The 14,396-nt window shown below is 75.7% G+C and carries 12 protein-coding genes; 8 read left to right on the forward strand and 4 right to left on the reverse strand.

Features of this window, described 5'->3' with window-relative positions:
- Positions 1 to 2: 2 nt before the first annotated feature.
- On the forward strand, positions 3 to 872 hold the full coding sequence (locus tag AMPC_RS01315; RefSeq protein ID WP_248343746.1) for a hypothetical protein: 870 nt from the start codon (positions 3 to 5) through the stop codon (positions 870 to 872).
- 185 nt (positions 873 to 1,057) lie between these two features.
- On the opposite strand, the gene AMPC_RS01320 is transcribed toward AMPC_RS01315, so the two are convergent.
- The 3 genes from AMPC_RS01320 to AMPC_RS01330 form a co-directional block, all read right to left on the reverse strand.
- Positions 1,058 to 2,746 (reverse strand): TldD/PmbA family protein, encoded by a 1,689-nt coding sequence (locus AMPC_RS01320; RefSeq protein ID WP_248343747.1) that lies wholly within the window; start codon positions 2,744 to 2,746, stop codon positions 1,058 to 1,060.
- A gap of 146 nt (positions 2,747 to 2,892) precedes the next feature.
- Positions 2,893 to 4,248: a nucleotide sugar dehydrogenase gene (locus AMPC_RS01325; protein WP_318654308.1), complete on the reverse strand. Its 1,356-nt coding sequence runs from the start codon at positions 4,246 to 4,248 to the stop codon at positions 2,893 to 2,895.
- A gap of 5 nt (positions 4,249 to 4,253) precedes the next feature.
- On the reverse strand, positions 4,254 to 6,323 hold the full coding sequence (locus tag AMPC_RS01330) for an alginate lyase family protein (protein WP_248343748.1): 2,070 nt from the start codon (positions 6,321 to 6,323) through the stop codon (positions 4,254 to 4,256).
- Positions 6,324 to 6,656: 333 nt separating this feature from the next.
- Between AMPC_RS01330 and AMPC_RS01335 the strand changes: the two genes are divergently transcribed.
- From AMPC_RS01335 to purH, 5 genes are all read left to right on the forward strand, one after another.
- Complete coding sequence (locus tag AMPC_RS01335; protein ID WP_248343749.1) at positions 6,657 to 7,217, forward strand: hypothetical protein; 561 nt, start codon at positions 6,657 to 6,659, stop codon at positions 7,215 to 7,217.
- Positions 7,218 to 7,343: 126 nt separating this feature from the next.
- Positions 7,344 to 8,984 (forward strand): serine/threonine-protein kinase, encoded by a 1,641-nt coding sequence (locus tag AMPC_RS01340; RefSeq protein WP_248343750.1) that lies wholly within the window; start codon positions 7,344 to 7,346, stop codon positions 8,982 to 8,984.
- Positions 8,985 to 9,241: 257 nt separating this feature from the next.
- Positions 9,242 to 9,754 carry a MerR family transcriptional regulator gene (locus AMPC_RS01345; protein WP_248343751.1) on the forward strand — a complete coding sequence of 171 codons (513 nt, stop codon included), beginning with the start codon at positions 9,242 to 9,244 and terminating at the stop codon, positions 9,752 to 9,754.
- 80 nt (positions 9,755 to 9,834) lie between these two features.
- A complete protein-coding gene (locus AMPC_RS01350; RefSeq protein ID WP_248343752.1) occupies positions 9,835 to 10,386 on the forward strand; it encodes a sigma factor-like helix-turn-helix DNA-binding protein in 552 nt (183 codons plus the stop codon).
- A 144-nt stretch (positions 10,387 to 10,530) separates the two neighbouring features.
- Positions 10,531 to 12,105 (forward strand): bifunctional phosphoribosylaminoimidazolecarboxamide formyltransferase/IMP cyclohydrolase, encoded by a 1,575-nt coding sequence (gene purH / locus AMPC_RS01355; RefSeq protein WP_248343753.1) that lies wholly within the window; start codon positions 10,531 to 10,533, stop codon positions 12,103 to 12,105.
- A gap of 39 nt (positions 12,106 to 12,144) precedes the next feature.
- Here the strand turns inward: purH and AMPC_RS01360 are convergent, their stop codons facing one another.
- A complete protein-coding gene (locus AMPC_RS01360) occupies positions 12,145 to 12,543 on the reverse strand; it encodes a response regulator (protein ID WP_248343754.1) in 399 nt (132 codons plus the stop codon).
- A gap of 87 nt (positions 12,544 to 12,630) precedes the next feature.
- Between AMPC_RS01360 and purD the strand changes: the two genes are divergently transcribed.
- Entirely contained in the window at positions 12,631 to 13,890 is a 1,260-nt protein-coding gene (purD, locus tag AMPC_RS01365; RefSeq protein WP_248343755.1) for a phosphoribosylamine--glycine ligase, read from the forward strand.
- On the forward strand, positions 13,887 to 14,396 hold the full coding sequence (gene purE, locus AMPC_RS01370; protein WP_248343756.1) for a 5-(carboxyamino)imidazole ribonucleotide mutase: 510 nt from the start codon (positions 13,887 to 13,889) through the stop codon (positions 14,394 to 14,396). Before purD ends, purE begins: the two co-directional genes overlap by 4 nt.

Here is a 14,396-nt window from a genome sequence, read left to right on the forward strand (position 1 = left end):
GGATGCGCACCGCCCTCGCCTGCCTCTGCCTGCTCGCGGCCGCGTGCGCTCCCCGCTACCGCGGCAAGGAGTCGCTGCGCAGCCAGACCGTCACCGAGGGCGGGCAGACGGTGCGGGTCCAGTTCTGGCCCGAGGACGCCGGCGCCGCCGATCAGGTGGTCCAGGCGCTGCCGGGGGCGCTCGAGCGGCTCCGGCCCTGGGGCGCCCTGGGCGCGCCGGTCACCATCACGCTCTACCCGTCGCACGAGGCGTTCGAGGCGGCCATCTACCGCGAGGGCTACGGCTGGCTCCGGGCCTGGGCGCGCTACGACACCATCGACCTGCAGTCGCCGCGGAGCTGGTCGCTCCTCGTCGGGCCGAGCCAGAAGGACGTCGAGGAGCTCGTCACCCACGAGCTCACCCACTGCGTCATGTACCAGCTCGCCGGCAGCGAGTGGTCCTGGCCGTACAAGGGCATCCCGCTCTGGTTCCGCGAGGGGATGGCGAGCGTGGCGGCCGACCAGGGGCACCGGCGCAAGGACCCCGAGTTCATCTACCGGTTCTACGTGTCGTCGAGCCCGCTCTCCGGGAGCGGCGACGGCGCCGGCGGCGAGGTCGCGGCGCCGACCGCGGTCCGGCCCAACGGCGACCCGGTGAGCGACCCGGAGCCCCTCTACCAGTCGGACCAGGAGGTGGTGTACGCCTCCGCCCACTGGGCCTTCCAGTTCCTGCTCGACCGCTACGGCATGGATCGGGTGAAGCACCTCCTCGACGAGATGAACCGCGGCAAGCTCTTCAACGCCGCCTTCCAGAGCGCCATCGGCATCGCGCCGGACGAGTTCGAGTCGGACTTCCGCAAGTACATCGTCTGGCACGGCTGGAAGGAGCGCTAGGCCCCCCGCCGCGCCGGCGGCTCAGAGCCTGTGAGGGAATCCTCGGACCGAGCCAGGCGAGCGAGACGCGAGCAGCGCAAGGCGCGACGACCGAGCATACCGGAAGGTATGTGAGGGAGGAGCAACGCGGCGATGCGACGCGGATCGTTCGCCGTGGCGACGGGAGGGGATTTCTTCACAGGCTCTCAGCGCGGCGCCGCCCACGGGCTCGGCAGGATGGGGCTGCGCTCGAAGGCCTGCGCCACCCGCTGCAGCTCGATCTCCCCGACCAGCACCGCCGGCGCCACCGTCGAGACCGGGACGTAGCCGCTCTCCGCGCCGCAGAAGCCGTTGAAGGCCTGCGGCCGGTCGGAGGTGGCGAGCACCTTGTTCACGCTCGTGAGCGGGGTCCCGACCATCTCCACCCCGCGCACCAGCTCCTCCCGGCCGGTCGCCACGTCCACCCGGTAGAGGAGCCGCGGCGTCCCCTTGAACGCCTGGTAGCCGAAGGACGCGGTGTTGGTGTTCCCGCCCGAGATGTCCTTCACGATGAGCCCGTAGGGCTTCCCCTGGCGCCGCGCCTCCTCGAGGAGCCGGCGCTTCAGCTCGGCCCACGGCACGGTGCGCGCGGAGAGGACGAGCAGGTTCGACATCCGCGCCACCGGCGGCCGGCCCGCCTGGCTGCGGCCGTGCCCGTTGCTGTGGGTGAACGGCTTCACCGGCTTGCGCGAGAGGAGGTAGGCCTCGAGCCGGCCGTCCTTCACCAGCACCGTCCGCTGCGCCGGGACCCCCTGGTCGTCGTAGTCGTAGAAGCCGTTCAGCGCGGTGCCCCCGGCGGCGGCGAGCGTCGGGTCGTCCACCACCGTCAGGAAGGAGGGGAGGATGTCCCGGCCGATCTGCCCCTTGAAGGTCTGCCCGCCCTTGTCGTCGTCCTGCCGCTCGCCCTCGAGCCGGTGCCCCACCGCCTCGTGGAAGAGCACCCCGGCCGCCTCGGGCGCCAGGATGGCGGGGCCGGTGTACGGGTCCACCACCGGCGCCGTGCGCAGCGCCTCGAGCTCGGCGACGAGGGCGCGGGTCTCGGTGCGCAGCGCCTCCGGGGAGGGGAGCCCGCCCTCGGTGCGCGCGTAGAAGTCGCGGCTGTCCTCGAGGAGCTGGCCGTCCACGGCGCGCGCGTTGGCCTGCACGTGGACGGCGTAGAGCACCTCCTCGGTGAGGAGCGCCGTGCCCTCGCTGGTGGCGATCCAGCGCGCGTGCTTGTCGGCGGTGACCTTCACGCTCGAGTCGAAGACGGCCGGGTGCTCCCGGAACAGCGCCGAGAGGGCGCGCACCTCGCCGCGCCAGCGGGCCCGGTCGAAGGGGAACGCCAGCGGCGGGTCCACGTGCGCCTGCGGCGCCTCGCGGGTGAGGCTGGCGGCGCGGTCGGCCTCGTCGGCGCGGTAGACGGCGCGCGACTTCTTCTTGAACCAGGTGCTGAGCGCCTCCTTGTACTTCTCGTCGGTGACGAGCCAGAGGGCGCTGCGGAGCGCGAGCGGGTCGTCGTCCACCGGCGCCTCGCGCGGCGCGTACCAGGTCTGCTGCTCGGGGCCGATGAAGATGGACAGGTCGTCCTGCGCGCCGGAGGAGTCGAGCGCGTAGTCGCCCACCCGGACGTCGGCGCCCAGCCGCCGCTCGTGCCGCGACTGGTCGTCGAAGACCGCGCCGAAGCGCCCGGTCACCTCCTCGGCCCGGTGGTCGCGGACCTGGTAGGCGATGAAGTAGGGGGCGTCGAAGCCCGAGAGGCGCAGCCGCTCCATGGAGCGGCCGAGCTCCGCCTTCATGGCGTCGAGGACGGCGAGGCGGGCGTCCGGGGCGGGCGCGGCGAGGAGGGCGGCGGAGAGGATCGCGGTGGCGAGCACGCCCCTAGTCTAGCGCGGCGCCGGCCCGCGCCCCCCGCCGGCCGTCGGCCGCGCCTCCGCCGGGGCGCACGCCTGGGCTACGCCACGGCTGCGCCGCGGCTCACGCCACGGCTGCGCCGGGGCTCACGCCACGGCTGCGCCGGGGCTCACGCCTTGACGATCTTTTCGCGGCCGGCCTTGACGCCCCGGCAGGCGTTGCGCGTGTCCACCACGAGCGCGCTCCGCTCCACCACCCGGGCGTAGTCCACCTCGGAGTGGTCGGTGGCGATGAGGACGGCGTCCGAGCCGGCGAGGGCCTCGTCGGTGAGGGGCACGCTCACCATGTCGAGCGAGTGGTGGCGCATCCGCGGGACCCGGGGCACGAAGGGGTCGTGGTAGACCACCTGCGCGCCGCGCGCCTGCAGCAGCTCGATGAGCCGGATGGCCGGGCTCTCGCGCATGTCGTCCACGTCCCGCTTGTAGGCGATGCCGAGGACCAGGATCCTCGCCCCCTTGAGCGCCAGCCCGCGGTCGTTGAGCGCCTCCATCGTCCGCTGCACCACGTAGTGGGGCATGGCGGTGTTGATCTCGCCGGCGAGCTCGATGAAGCGGGTCTGGAACTCGAACTGGCGCGCCTTCCAGGTGAGGTAGAAGGGGTCGATGGGGATGCAGTGGCCGCCGAGGCCCGGCCCCGGCTGGAAGGGCATGAAGCCGAAGGGCTTGGTGCTGGCCGCCTCGATCACCTCCCAGACGTCCATGCCCATCCGGTCGCAGAGCATCTTGAGCTCGTTCACCAGCGCGATGTTCACCGACCGGAAGATGTTCTCGAGGAGCTTCGTGGTCTCGGCGACGCGGGTCGAGCTCACCGGCACGACCCGCTCGAACGCGGCGCCGTAGAGCGCGAGCGCCGCCTCCAGGCAGCGGGGCGTCAGCCCGCCGACCACCTTCGGGATGGTGTGCGTCTGGACGCCGGAGCCCGGGTTCTCGCGCTCGGGCGAGAAGGCCAGGAAGAAGTCGCGCCCGGCCTCGAGGCCGCTGCCGCGCTCCAGGATGGGCCGGAGCACCTCGTCGGTGGTGCCGGGCCAGGTGGTGGACTCGAGGACCACGAGCTGCCCGGCGCGCAGGTGCGGGGCGATCGCCTCGCCGGTCCGGGTGACGAACGAGAGGTCCGGCTCGCGCTCCGGCGTGAGCGGCGTCGGCACGCAGATCACCACCGCGTCGCAGCCGCGCAGCGCGGCGAAGTCGCTGGTCGCCGAGAGGCGCCCCGCCCGCACCGCGCCGGCGATCGCGTCGGCCGGGACGTGCTTGATGTAGCTCTTGCCGGCCGCGAGGGCGCGCGGCTTCTCCGGGTCCACGTCCACGCCCAGCGCCGCGAGCCCCTTGCCCGCGAAGGTGAGCGCCAGCGGCAGCCCCACGTAGCCGAGCCCCACCACGCCCACCACGGCCTCCCGCGCCGCCACGCGGCCGTGCAGCCCGGCGTCCACCCCACCCACCGTCTCCATGTCGTCCCCCTGCTGCTCCATGGTCCTCACAGCGGCAGCACCGCCGCGCGCAGCCGGCCGGGGCAGGCGAGCTGCCCCGCCCAGACCACCGTGCAGGCCTCCACCGCCTCCCCGTACCCCGGGGAGTAGGTGGACGGCGCGAGCGACAGCGTGAAGCTCTCCTGGCGATCGAGCACCAGCAGCGCGCGGGCCGCGCCCTCCGGGCCGATCTCGACCGCGAGCGCCTTCTCGAGCGCCTCCGGCGCCGGGTGGCCCAGCCGCGCGAGCCGCTCGCGCTCGGCGGGGGTCGGCGTCCGGACCCGGGCCTCGCGGTGCGGCAGCGGGAAGCGCGCCTCGACCCGGTGCCAGCCATCCCCCTCGAGCTCGTCCACGAGGAGCAGCAGCTCCTCCCCCAGGAGCAGCTCGCGCCGGTGCACCACCCCGAGCCGCGCGTAGCCGCGGTGCTCGCCGCTGAACCGCTCGAAGCGGCCGTTCGAGTCGAGCCCGAGGCTGCGGGCCTGCGCCTCGTCGGGCAGGGCGAAGAGCCGCCCCGGGGGCAGCGGGTTCTGCTCGGCGCCGTCGAGCGTGAGCGTGGCGTGCGCCCGCGTGGAGCGGAAGGCGTTCCGCACCTCGGGGTCGGCCGTGTAGCTGAGGCTGCCCGGGTCGCAGATGAGGAGCTCCCCCGCGTGGCGCAGCTCGAAGGCGAGCTTGTCGTTGTGCGAGTGGCCGCCCACGCCGCGCTGGCCGTTCGGGCCGCACGAGACGGCCGCCTCCAGCCGGCCGCGGCGGAGGAGGTGGAACCCGCCCTGCGGGAAGGTGACGCTCCCCGCGGGCGGTCCCGCGGGCGCCGCGGCGAGCCCCTTGAGGGCGGCGGGGCCGAAGAGCCAGAGCACCTCCTCGGAGAACGCGGCGCCGTCCTTCAGCCGGAGGGCCGGGTCGCGCAGCAGGGCCGCCCCGATGGGCAGGAGGTAGCCGCCCTCGAGCCCGCCGCGCTCGTGGAAGGCGAAGATGCGGCCCGAGTCGTTGTCGCCGAGCTGCGGCAGCTCGCCGTTCTCGCAGAGCAGGCCCCGCAGGGCGCGGAACATCGCCCCGAGCCGCCGCCAGTACCCGGCCCCGAGCGCCAGGTGGCTGGCGCGGCAGAGCAGCCCGGCGGCGGTGAAGAGCTCGAGCGCGAGCCGGTGGTAGGTGGCCGATCCCTCGAAGGAGAGGCCGTCGTCGTGGGTCTGCGCGCGCAGCTCGCGCCGGAGCCCGACCACCGCCGCCTCGCGCCAGCGCTCCGCCTCCGGCCACTCGGGCAGGAACAGCCCGCAGACCAGGAGGCCGAGCCAGTCGGCCGCGAGGTGGTTGTTGGGGACGGCCGTCGAGTCCTCGAGCCGATCGGCGATGTAGCGCCCGGTCGCGACCGCGAGCCGCGCCAGGTCGAGCGCGTAGCCCGGGTCCTCGAGCGCGCGCGCGCCGCGCAGGAGGACGTGCGCCTGCGCCACGTTGAGCATCCGCAGCCCGGCCTCCATCGGGCAGGCCCACTGCACGCCGCGCCCGACCGGGTTCTGGGCGGCGAAGTCGCGCACGCCGGCCACGAACGCGGCGGCGAACCGGCTCGCCTCGCGCGGCTCGGCCACCGCGCCGCAGGCGAGCGCCACCCACTGATCGCCCCGGCCGACCGCCCACGGGTTCTTGATGTCGCAGCCCGGCGCCGGCGGCAGCGCCTCGGACGGCGCCCAGGCCGCGTAGTGGCCGCCGCGGACCGGGTCGCGCTGCCAGTCGGTCCCGCCGCCCGTCCGGGCCACCCCCGTCCGGCGCCCGAACACCAGCACCTCTCCGCGGGCCGCCGCCTCGGCGCGGGCGACCGCCCGCTCGCGCTCGCCGGGGAAGAACCGCTCCAGCGCCTCCGGGACCCCGCCGCGGTCGCGTGCCAGGGCCATGGGCGGGCGGATGGCGAGGCGGCGCGCCAGCTCCTGCGGGCCGGCGCAGCCGAAGGTGTCGAGGAGCTCGTCCCGCGCCGGGGCGTACGGCCGCACCACGAGCCGGTTCCTCGCGGCGCGGTAGGCCTTGAGCGCGGCCGTGGTGAGGAGGCGCTGCGGAGGGACGTGCGTCGCGAGGAAGCCGTAGTAGGTCATCGGTGCGCCTGGGCAGGAGCAAGCGGCTTGCCACCTCCCGCGCCCGCCCGGGCGGCGTGCGGTCTCGCGGCGAAACGGCCGCCGGCGCGCTTTCCCGGCGCCCCGCGGGGGCGGAAGCGAGCGGCCGGGCGTCGCGGGGGAGGGCGTGGCTCCGGGCGCTGCCAGGGCGAACGCCTTCGCCGGATGGGAAAAGGTCTTCCCCTCCGGTCCGCGCCGCGGGACGTCGCCCCGGCGCGCGGGGGCCGCGCCGGGCGCCGGGCGCCGTGGCAGGCGCCTTGCTAGGTCAGGGGGAACGGGCGCGGCGCCGCGGCGCGCGACCCGGCCGGAGGCAACGTGACTTCAGCGGGGCTGGGACTCTCCATCGACGAACGGCGGGCCGAGGTCCAGGCCGCCTGGCGGCGGGCCGTGACCTCGGAGCTCGGGCCGTCCGAGCCGGCGCTCGGCTTCGCCGTCGGCCCGCTCCTGCGCGAGCTCGCGCTCTCGCTGCGCGGCGACCTGCCGGGGCTCGCCGAGGGGAGTCCCGGCGAGGCGATCGCGCGCTGCGCGGTGCTGGTCCGCTCGGGCGCGAGCCCGGTGCGGCTCGCCCGCGAGGTGAAGCACCTGCGGCGCGCGCTCTGGGACGCGCTCCGGCCGCACGGGCACCCGGCCGCCCCCGAGGAGCGGCGCGCGGTGGACGAGTGGCTCGACGACGCGCTGGCCGGCGCGCTCGAGCGGGTGGAGCGGGCGCGGGCGCGGACGCAGGCCCGGCTCGCGGCGCCGGTCATCGTCCCGCCGCGGGCGGCGCCCGCGGTGCCGCCGGCCGCCGAGGAGGACCTGCCGTTCGCCGACGCGGAGCTGGTCGAGGACGCGCCCGGCGCGGCCGGCCTCGCGGCCGGGACGGCGGGGGCGCGGTAGCCGGCCGGCGCGGGCGGGCCGTCCCGTCCCTCGCGCCGCGCGGGAGCGCCAGGCCCGCTCGCGGGGTGACGGTGGGTGAAGCCGGTTTCTCGCCGCCCCGGGGACCCTTGGCTACACTCGCCGGCCGTGCCCGGCACCTTCGGCAAGTACCGCGTCGTGGCGCCCCTCGCGTCGGGGGGCATGGCCGACGTGTACCGGGCCGAGCTGCCGGGCCCCGGCGGCTTCGTGAAGGAGGTCGCGCTCAAGGTGGTGCGCGGGGGCGGCGACGCCGCCGCGGTCGCGATGTTCGTCCAGGAGGCGCGGCTCGCCTCCCGGCTCGGCCACGCCAACATCGTCCAGGTCCTCGACTTCGGGCGCGAGGGCGATCGCTGGTTCATCGCCATGGAGCTGGTGCGCGGCCACAGCCTGCGGCAGGTGGTGGAGCGCTGCCGGGCGGAGGGGGTGCGCTTCGGGCTGCCGCGAGCGGTCCAGGTGGGCATCGAGGTGGCGCGGGCGCTCGCCTACGCCCACCGGCTCCGCGAGGAGGGGCGGCCGGCGGGGCTCGTGCACCGCGACGTCTCGCCGCAGAACGTGCTGGTCTCGTTCGAGGGAGAGGTGAAGCTCGCCGACTTCGGGATCGCGCGGGCGGTGAGCGCGGGCGAGCTCACGGCGCCGGGCACGCTCAAGGGGAAGCTCGCGTACATGGCCCCCGAGCAGGCGCGCGCCGAGCCGGTGGACGGCCGCGCCGACGTCTTCGCCCTCGGGGTGGTGCTCTGGGAGCTGTGCGCCGGGCGGCGGCTCTTCGCCCGCGACGGCGACGCCGCCACGCTCGCCGCGGTCACCTCCGGCGAGCCGATCTCGCGCCCGTCCGAGTGGAACGAGCTCGTCCCGCCGGCGCTCGACGAGGCGATCGCGTCGGCGCTGGCGCGCGACCCGGCGCGCCGGACCGGCTCGGCGGAGGCGCTCGAGCGGGAGCTGGCCGAGGTGCGCCACGCCCAGGGGTGGCGGCCGGAGGACGTGGACCTGCGTCCGCTGATGCGGCGGCTGTTCCCGGACGGCGCCGCCGGGCCGACCCTGCCGCGGGCGCGGCGCGCCGAGGCCGAGCCCGAGGCGCCGGGAGGGCGCGAGCGGACGGCGGTGATGCCGGCGGCGCGGCGCGGGGGAGGGGAGCCCGCCGCGGCGGCGCCGGCGGAGCCGACCGAAGCGCCCACCCTCACCCTGGCCGACCGGCGGCGGCCCCGTGCCGCGCTGCTCGCGGCGGGCGCGCTGGTCGCCCTCGGCGCGGCCGGGCTCGGGTGGCGCGCGCTCGCGCCGGGCCGGAGGCGGGCGGACCTGCCGAGGCCGGCCGGATCGGCGGCGGTGGCGAGCCCGCCCTCGGCAGAGCCGACGCGCCCCGAGCCCACCCCGGCGGCCGCGGCCACTGCCGTGACCGGCGCGAGCCCGGAGCCCACCGCGGTGGCCGCGCCGGGCCCGGATGCCGCCGCCGCCGTGGCCGCGCCGCGCCCGTCGAGCGCCCCGGCGACGAGCCCGGCCGCCCCGCCCGCCCTCGTCCCCGCGTCGCCTCCCGCCGCGACGGACCGGGATCCCGCGACGCTGACCGTGAACGCCTGGCCCTGGGCCACGGTGCACGTGGACGGCGAGGTGGTCGGCGAGACGCCCCGGCAGCTCCGCCTCGCCCCCGGCCGGCACCGGATCGAGCTGACGCACCCCAGGCTCCCGAGCGTCGTCCGGGAGCTGGAGCTCGCCCCGGGCGCGCGCCGCACCTGGTCGGCCACGCTGAAGCGCTGAGCCGCGGCGCCCCTCGCTGCCCTCCGCCGCTGGCGCGGGAGAGGGGAGGAGGCCGCGCCGAGCCGCGGCGCCGCTGCGCCCCCTCCCTGACCGTCGGGACCCGGCCGCCGGGGGCGCGGGCCCCCCCCTCCCGCCCCCATCGCCCCGCCCCAGGGCGCTTCCCCGTTGACGCGATCACTTGAGTGTATTAGTTTCGCAGTCAACTTTTCAGTGGCTGATTTTGAATAGTTGATCTCGACGCGACGACACCAACCGAAATGGGCTTCCTCCTTCCACCGGCCGAGATCGAGCGCATCGAGCGCGAGCGCGCCGCCGGCATCACCAGCCGGGAGGTGGTCGAGCTGTTCGGGGCGCGCGGGGCGCGGCTCTCCGAGGCCACCTTCCGCAAGTACGTCCAGGCGGGGCTCCTGCCGCGGAGCCGCCGGGTGGGGCGGAAGGGGAAGCACACCGGCTCGACCGGGCTCTACCCGGTCTCGGTGGTGCGCCGGATCGACCTCATCAAGCGGATGCTGGCCGAGGGGCTCACGCTCGAGGACGTGCGCGGCTCCTTCGTCGCGCTCCGGATGCGCATGGACGAGGTGGAGTCGGGCCTCTCCGGCCTGGTGGGCGAGCTGGAGCGGAAGGCGCGGGCGCACCCGCGGCGCCGCGAGGTGGAGCAGGAGCTGGCGCGCGCGGTGCGCGAGGTGAGGACCGCGCTGCGGCGGATCGAGAAGGTGGGCGGGAGGGTCGCGGTGGTTCCGGCGTCGCCGGACGCCAGCCGCGCGAGCTAGGGCCGGTGCGCGGGGCGCGCCGGTCGAGGTGCAAGGACGGCCCGCGGCAGCGGGCGGGTGAGTGGGAAGGGAGGCTCGGGATGAGCGAGGCGAGGCGGAACGACGGGGACGAGCAGTTGCCGGTGGGGCCGGAGGTCGCGGGCGAGGAGCTCGAGGAGGGCCGCCGCGGACGGCGCCGCTCCAAGACGATGTCGCGCAAGGAGATCGCGCGCGAGCTGCGCAAGCAGCGGGCGCTCGGGATCGTGGACTCCGAGCTCCAGGACGTGATCCAGGAGATCGCGTCGGTCCGGCCGCGCTCGCGCGCCGAGTGCGCCAACGGGCCGCGGCCGTGCATGTTCGTCTCCTGCAAGCACCACCTGTACCTGGACGTGAACCCGGCCACGGGCTCCATCAAGCTCAACTTCCCGGACAAGGAGATCTGGGAGATGGCCGAGACCTGCGCGCTCGACGTCGCCGACCGCGGCGGGATCACGCTCGAGGAGGTGGGCGGGATCATGAACCTCACCCGCGAGCGGATCCGCCAGGTGGAGACCCGCGGCCTCATGAAGCTGCGGGCCGTCACCGAGGAGGAGCCGCAGGTGAAGGGCCCGTACGAGCGGCTGCCGTACGACGACGCCGAGGATCTCGACTAGCTTCGGCGGGGTCCCTCCCTCCGCAGCCGGAGGTCGAGGGGCCCTCCGCGCGCGGGGCCGGCCGGCGGCGGCGCGCCGGCCGTTCTTGAAACGCGCCGCCGCGGCGGGTAAGAGTGGCACCCCCAATCCCCTGGAGGTGCTCACATGGTCCGCCGCGCCCTGCTCTCGGTCTCGGACAAGACCGGGCTCGTGGAGTTCGCCCGCCGCCTCGCCGCCCTCGGCGTCGAGATCCTCTCGACCGGCGGCACCGAGCGCGCCCTCTCCCAGGCCGGCGTCCCGGTGATCTCGGTCGGCGCCTACACGCAGGCCCCGGAGATCCTGGGCGGCCGCGTGAAGACGCTCCACCCCCGCGTGCACGGCGGCATCCTCTACCGCCGCGGCCTCGACACCGACGAGGCCGACGTCGCCACGCGCGACATCCCGCCCATCGACCTCGTGGTGGTGAACCTCTACCCGTTCCGCCAGGCGGTCGCGGCCGGCAAGCCCTTCGCCGAGTGCGTGGAGGAGATCGACATCGGCGGCCCCACCATGGTCCGCAGCGCCGCCAAGAACGCGGCCCACGTGGGCGTGGTGGTGGACCCGGCCGACTACGGCCGCGTCGCCGACGAGCTGGAGGCCGCGAAGGCGCTCTCCGACGGCACCCGCTTCTACCTGATGAAGAAGGCGTTCGCGCACACCGCCGCCTACGACGCCGCCATCTCCGAGTACCTGACCGCCCGCGAGGCGCCGGCGGCGGAGCCGGCCCACTTCCCCGGCACGCTCGCCGCGGTCTACGAGAAGGTGCAGGACCTCCGCTACGGCGAGAACCCGCACCAGGCCGGCGCGTTCTACCGCGCGGGGCAGGAGCCGGAGGAGCCGACGGTGGCCTTCGCCCGCGTGCTGCAGGGCAAGGAGCTCAGCTACAACAACCTCGTCGATCTCGAGTCGGCCCTCGCCTGCGTGAAGGAGTTCGACGAGGTCGCTGCCGTGGTCATCAAGCACAACACCCCGTGCGGCGTGTCGCTCGGCCAGAGCCCGGCCGACGCCTTCGCCCGCGCCCGCGCCTGCGACCCGGTCTCGGCCTTCGGCGGGATCGTGGCCCTCAACCGCGCGGTGGACGCCGCCGCGGCCAAGGAGCTGACCGACCTCTTCCTCGAGTGCGTCATCGCGCCGGGGTACGACGACGAGGCGCGCGCGCTGCTCGCGGCGAAGAAGAACCTGCGCCTGCTCGCGGCCCCGCGGCTCGCCGAGCCGCGCCAGGGCTGGAAGCGGCGGCCCGAGGAGGCCCGCGAGCTGCGCTCCATCCCGGGCGGCCTGCTGGTCATGGACCGCGACCTCGGGGCGGTGCGGCGCGAGGAGTGCCGGGTGATGACGAAGCGCGCCCCCACCGAGCAGGAGTGGAGGGACCTCCTCTTCGCCTGGAAGGTGGTGAAGCACGTGAAGTCGAACGCCATCGTCTTCGCGCAGGGCGACCGGACCACCGCCATCGGCGGCGGGCAGACGAGCCGGGTCGAGTCGGTGAAGACCGCCGTGATGAAGGCGCAGCTGCCGGTGAAGGGCTCCTCGGTCGGCTCCGACGCCTTCTTCCCGTTCGCCGACGGCGTCGAGGCGATCATCGCGGCGGGGGCGACCGCCATCATCCAGCCGGGCGGCTCGATGCGCGACGCCGAGGTGATCGCCGCCGCCGACGCGGCCGGGATCGCCATGGTGGCGACCGGGATGCGCCACTTCCGCCACTAGGGGGCGGCGGCGGGCGGGGCGGCGGCCGGTCCCCGGCCGTCAGCCCTGCGCCGGCGGGGAGGGCGGCCCTCCCAGCAGGCCGTCCACCGCCTGCTGCAGCCTGGGCCCGGTGATCGGCTTCAGCACCAGGGCGTCGGCGCCGACCTCCTGCGTGCGCTGCGCCCCCTCCTCCTCGGTGAGCTGCCCCGTGAGGAGCACGACCGGCAGGTCGCGGACCCGGGGATCCGCCGAGGCGCGGAGCTCGCGGACGAAGGTGAGCCCGTCCTTTCGCGGCATCACCACGTCCACGATGACGAGGTCCATCCGCTCGCGGTGGACCAGGTGCAGCGCCTGCTCGCCGTCGGCCGCCTCCGCGAACTCCCGGTCCGGCCCGGCGAGGTACAGCTTCACGATGGCGCGGATGGTCGGGTTGTCGTCGACGATGAGGATCGCGGCCATCGCGCCACCTTCCCTGGGGCGGCGATCCTAGCCCCGAAAGAGAAGGGCATGGAAAAAATCCGCGCGGTGAGATAACCGGGACTCATCATGCGCATCCTGGTGGTCGGCTCCGGCGCGCGAGAGCACGCGCTGGCCTGGAAGATCTCGCAGAGCCCCCTCGCGACGGCCGTCCTCTGCGCGCCCGGCAACCCCGGCATCGCCCAGGTGGCGAAGCTCGTGGCCATCGCCGCCGACGACGTGGAGGGGCTCGCGCGGTACGCCCGCGGCGACGCCATCGACCTCGTGGTGGTCGGGCCGGAGGTGCCGCTCGTGAAGGGGCTCGCCGACCGGCTCCGCCAGGAGGGCATCCCGGTCTTCGGCCCCGACGCCGCCGCGGCCGAGATCGAGGGCTCCAAGGCGTTCGCCAAGGAGGTGATGGCGGCGGCCGGCATCCCCACCGCCGCGTACGCGGCCTTCACCGAGCTCGCCCCCGCGCTCGAGTTCGCCCGGGCGCGCGGCGGCCAGGTGGTGGTCAAGGCCGACGGCCTCGCGGCCGGCAAGGGCGTGGTGGTCTGCGGCTCGGTCGCCGAGGCCGAGGCGGCGCTGCGCGACATGCTGGTCGGCCAGGTTCACGGCGCCGCCGGCGCGCGGGTGGTGGTGGAGGAGCGGCTCGAGGGGCCCGAGGCGAGCTGCATCGCCCTCGTGGACGGCGAGCGGGCCGTGATGCTGCCGGCCGCCCAGGACCACAAGCGGGTGGGCGACGGCGACGCGGGCCCGAACACCGGCGGCATGGGCGCCTTCTCGCCCACCCCGCAGGTGGGGCCGGAGCTCCTCGAGGAGGTGCGCCGGACCGTCATCCTGCCCGCCCTGCGCGAGCTCGCCCGCCGCGGCCGGCCGTTCCGCGGCGCGCTCTACGCCGGCCTCATGCTCACGCCCGAGGGGCCGCGGGTGCTGGAGTTCAACGCCCGGCTCGGCGACCCGGAGACGCAGCCGCTCCTGATGCGGGTGGCCGGCGACCTCGTGCCGGTGCTCCTCTCGGCCGCCAACGGCGATCTCGAGGGCGTGGAGCTCGCCCTCGATCCCCGGCCGGCGGTCGGGGTGGTGCTGGCCGCGGAGGGCTATCCGGCCAGGGTGACGCTCGGCGACGGCATCACCGGGACCGAGGGGCCCTTCGGCGAGGGGGTGCAGGTCTTCCACGCCGGCACCTCCCGCACCACCGACGGGCAGCTCGTGACGTCCGGCGGCCGCGTGCTCACCGTGTGCGCCGTGGGGCGCGACATGGGCGACGCCCGCGCCCGCGCCTACGAAGCCGCCGCCCGCATCCAGTTCCGCGGGCGGCATCACCGGAAGGACATCGGCCTCAAATGAACCCCAAGGTCCTCATCCTCATGGGCTCCGACTCCGACTTCGAGGTGATGTCGGAGGCCAGGAAGGCGCTCGACGAGCTCGGCGTCCCGAGCGAGCTGCACGTCTCCTCCGCCCACCGCACGCCCGAGCGGACCGCGCGGTACGCCCGCGAGGCGGCCGGGCGCGGCATCGAGGTCGTCATCTGCGGGGCCGGCGCCGCCGCCCACCTCGCCGGCGTGGTCGCCGCCGAGACGGAGCTCCCGGTGCTCGGGGTGCCGCTCGCCGCGAGCGACCTCTCCGGCCTCGACGCCCTGCTCGCCACCGCCATGATGCCGGGCGGCGTGCCGGTGGGGACGCTCGGCATCGGCAAGGCGGGGGCCAAGAACGCCGGCCTCTTCGCCGCCCGTATCATCGCCCGCGCCGACGCCGCCGTGGGCGAGCGGGTCCGCGCCCAGCGGGAGAAGATGGCCCGCGAGGTCGAGGCCAAGGACGCCGCGCTGCAGGAGCGGCTCGCCGGGAAGAAGTAG

The sequence above is a fragment of the Anaeromyxobacter paludicola genome, assembly GCF_023169965.1.
GTDB lineage: Bacteria > Myxococcota > Myxococcia > Myxococcales > Anaeromyxobacteraceae > Anaeromyxobacter_B > Anaeromyxobacter_B paludicola.

What these genes read in the sequence shown, in the direction of transcription:
- AMPC_RS01350 (WP_248343752.1), top strand. Translation starts at nt 9,835, where the DNA reads ATGAGCGAGGCGAGGCGGAACGACGGGGACGAGCAGTTGCCGGTGGGG.
- purH (WP_248343753.1), top strand. Translation starts at nt 10,531, where the DNA reads ATGGTCCGCCGCGCCCTGCTCTCGGTCTCGGACAAGACCGGGCTCGTG.
- AMPC_RS01360 (WP_248343754.1), bottom strand. Translation starts at nt 12,543, where the DNA reads ATGGCCGCGATCCTCATCGTCGACGACAACCCGACCATCCGCGCCATC.
- AMPC_RS01325 (WP_318654308.1), bottom strand. Translation starts at nt 4,248, where the DNA reads ATGGAGCAGCAGGGGGACGACATGGAGACGGTGGGTGGGGTGGACGCC.
- purD (WP_248343755.1), top strand. Translation starts at nt 12,631, where the DNA reads ATGCGCATCCTGGTGGTCGGCTCCGGCGCGCGAGAGCACGCGCTGGCC.
- AMPC_RS01315 (WP_248343746.1), top strand. Translation starts at nt 3, where the DNA reads ATGCGCACCGCCCTCGCCTGCCTCTGCCTGCTCGCGGCCGCGTGCGCT.
- purE (WP_248343756.1), top strand. Translation starts at nt 13,887, where the DNA reads ATGAACCCCAAGGTCCTCATCCTCATGGGCTCCGACTCCGACTTCGAG.
- AMPC_RS01330 (WP_248343748.1), bottom strand. Translation starts at nt 6,323, where the DNA reads ATGACCTACTACGGCTTCCTCGCGACGCACGTCCCTCCGCAGCGCCTC.
- AMPC_RS01345 (WP_248343751.1), top strand. Translation starts at nt 9,242, where the DNA reads ATGGGCTTCCTCCTTCCACCGGCCGAGATCGAGCGCATCGAGCGCGAG.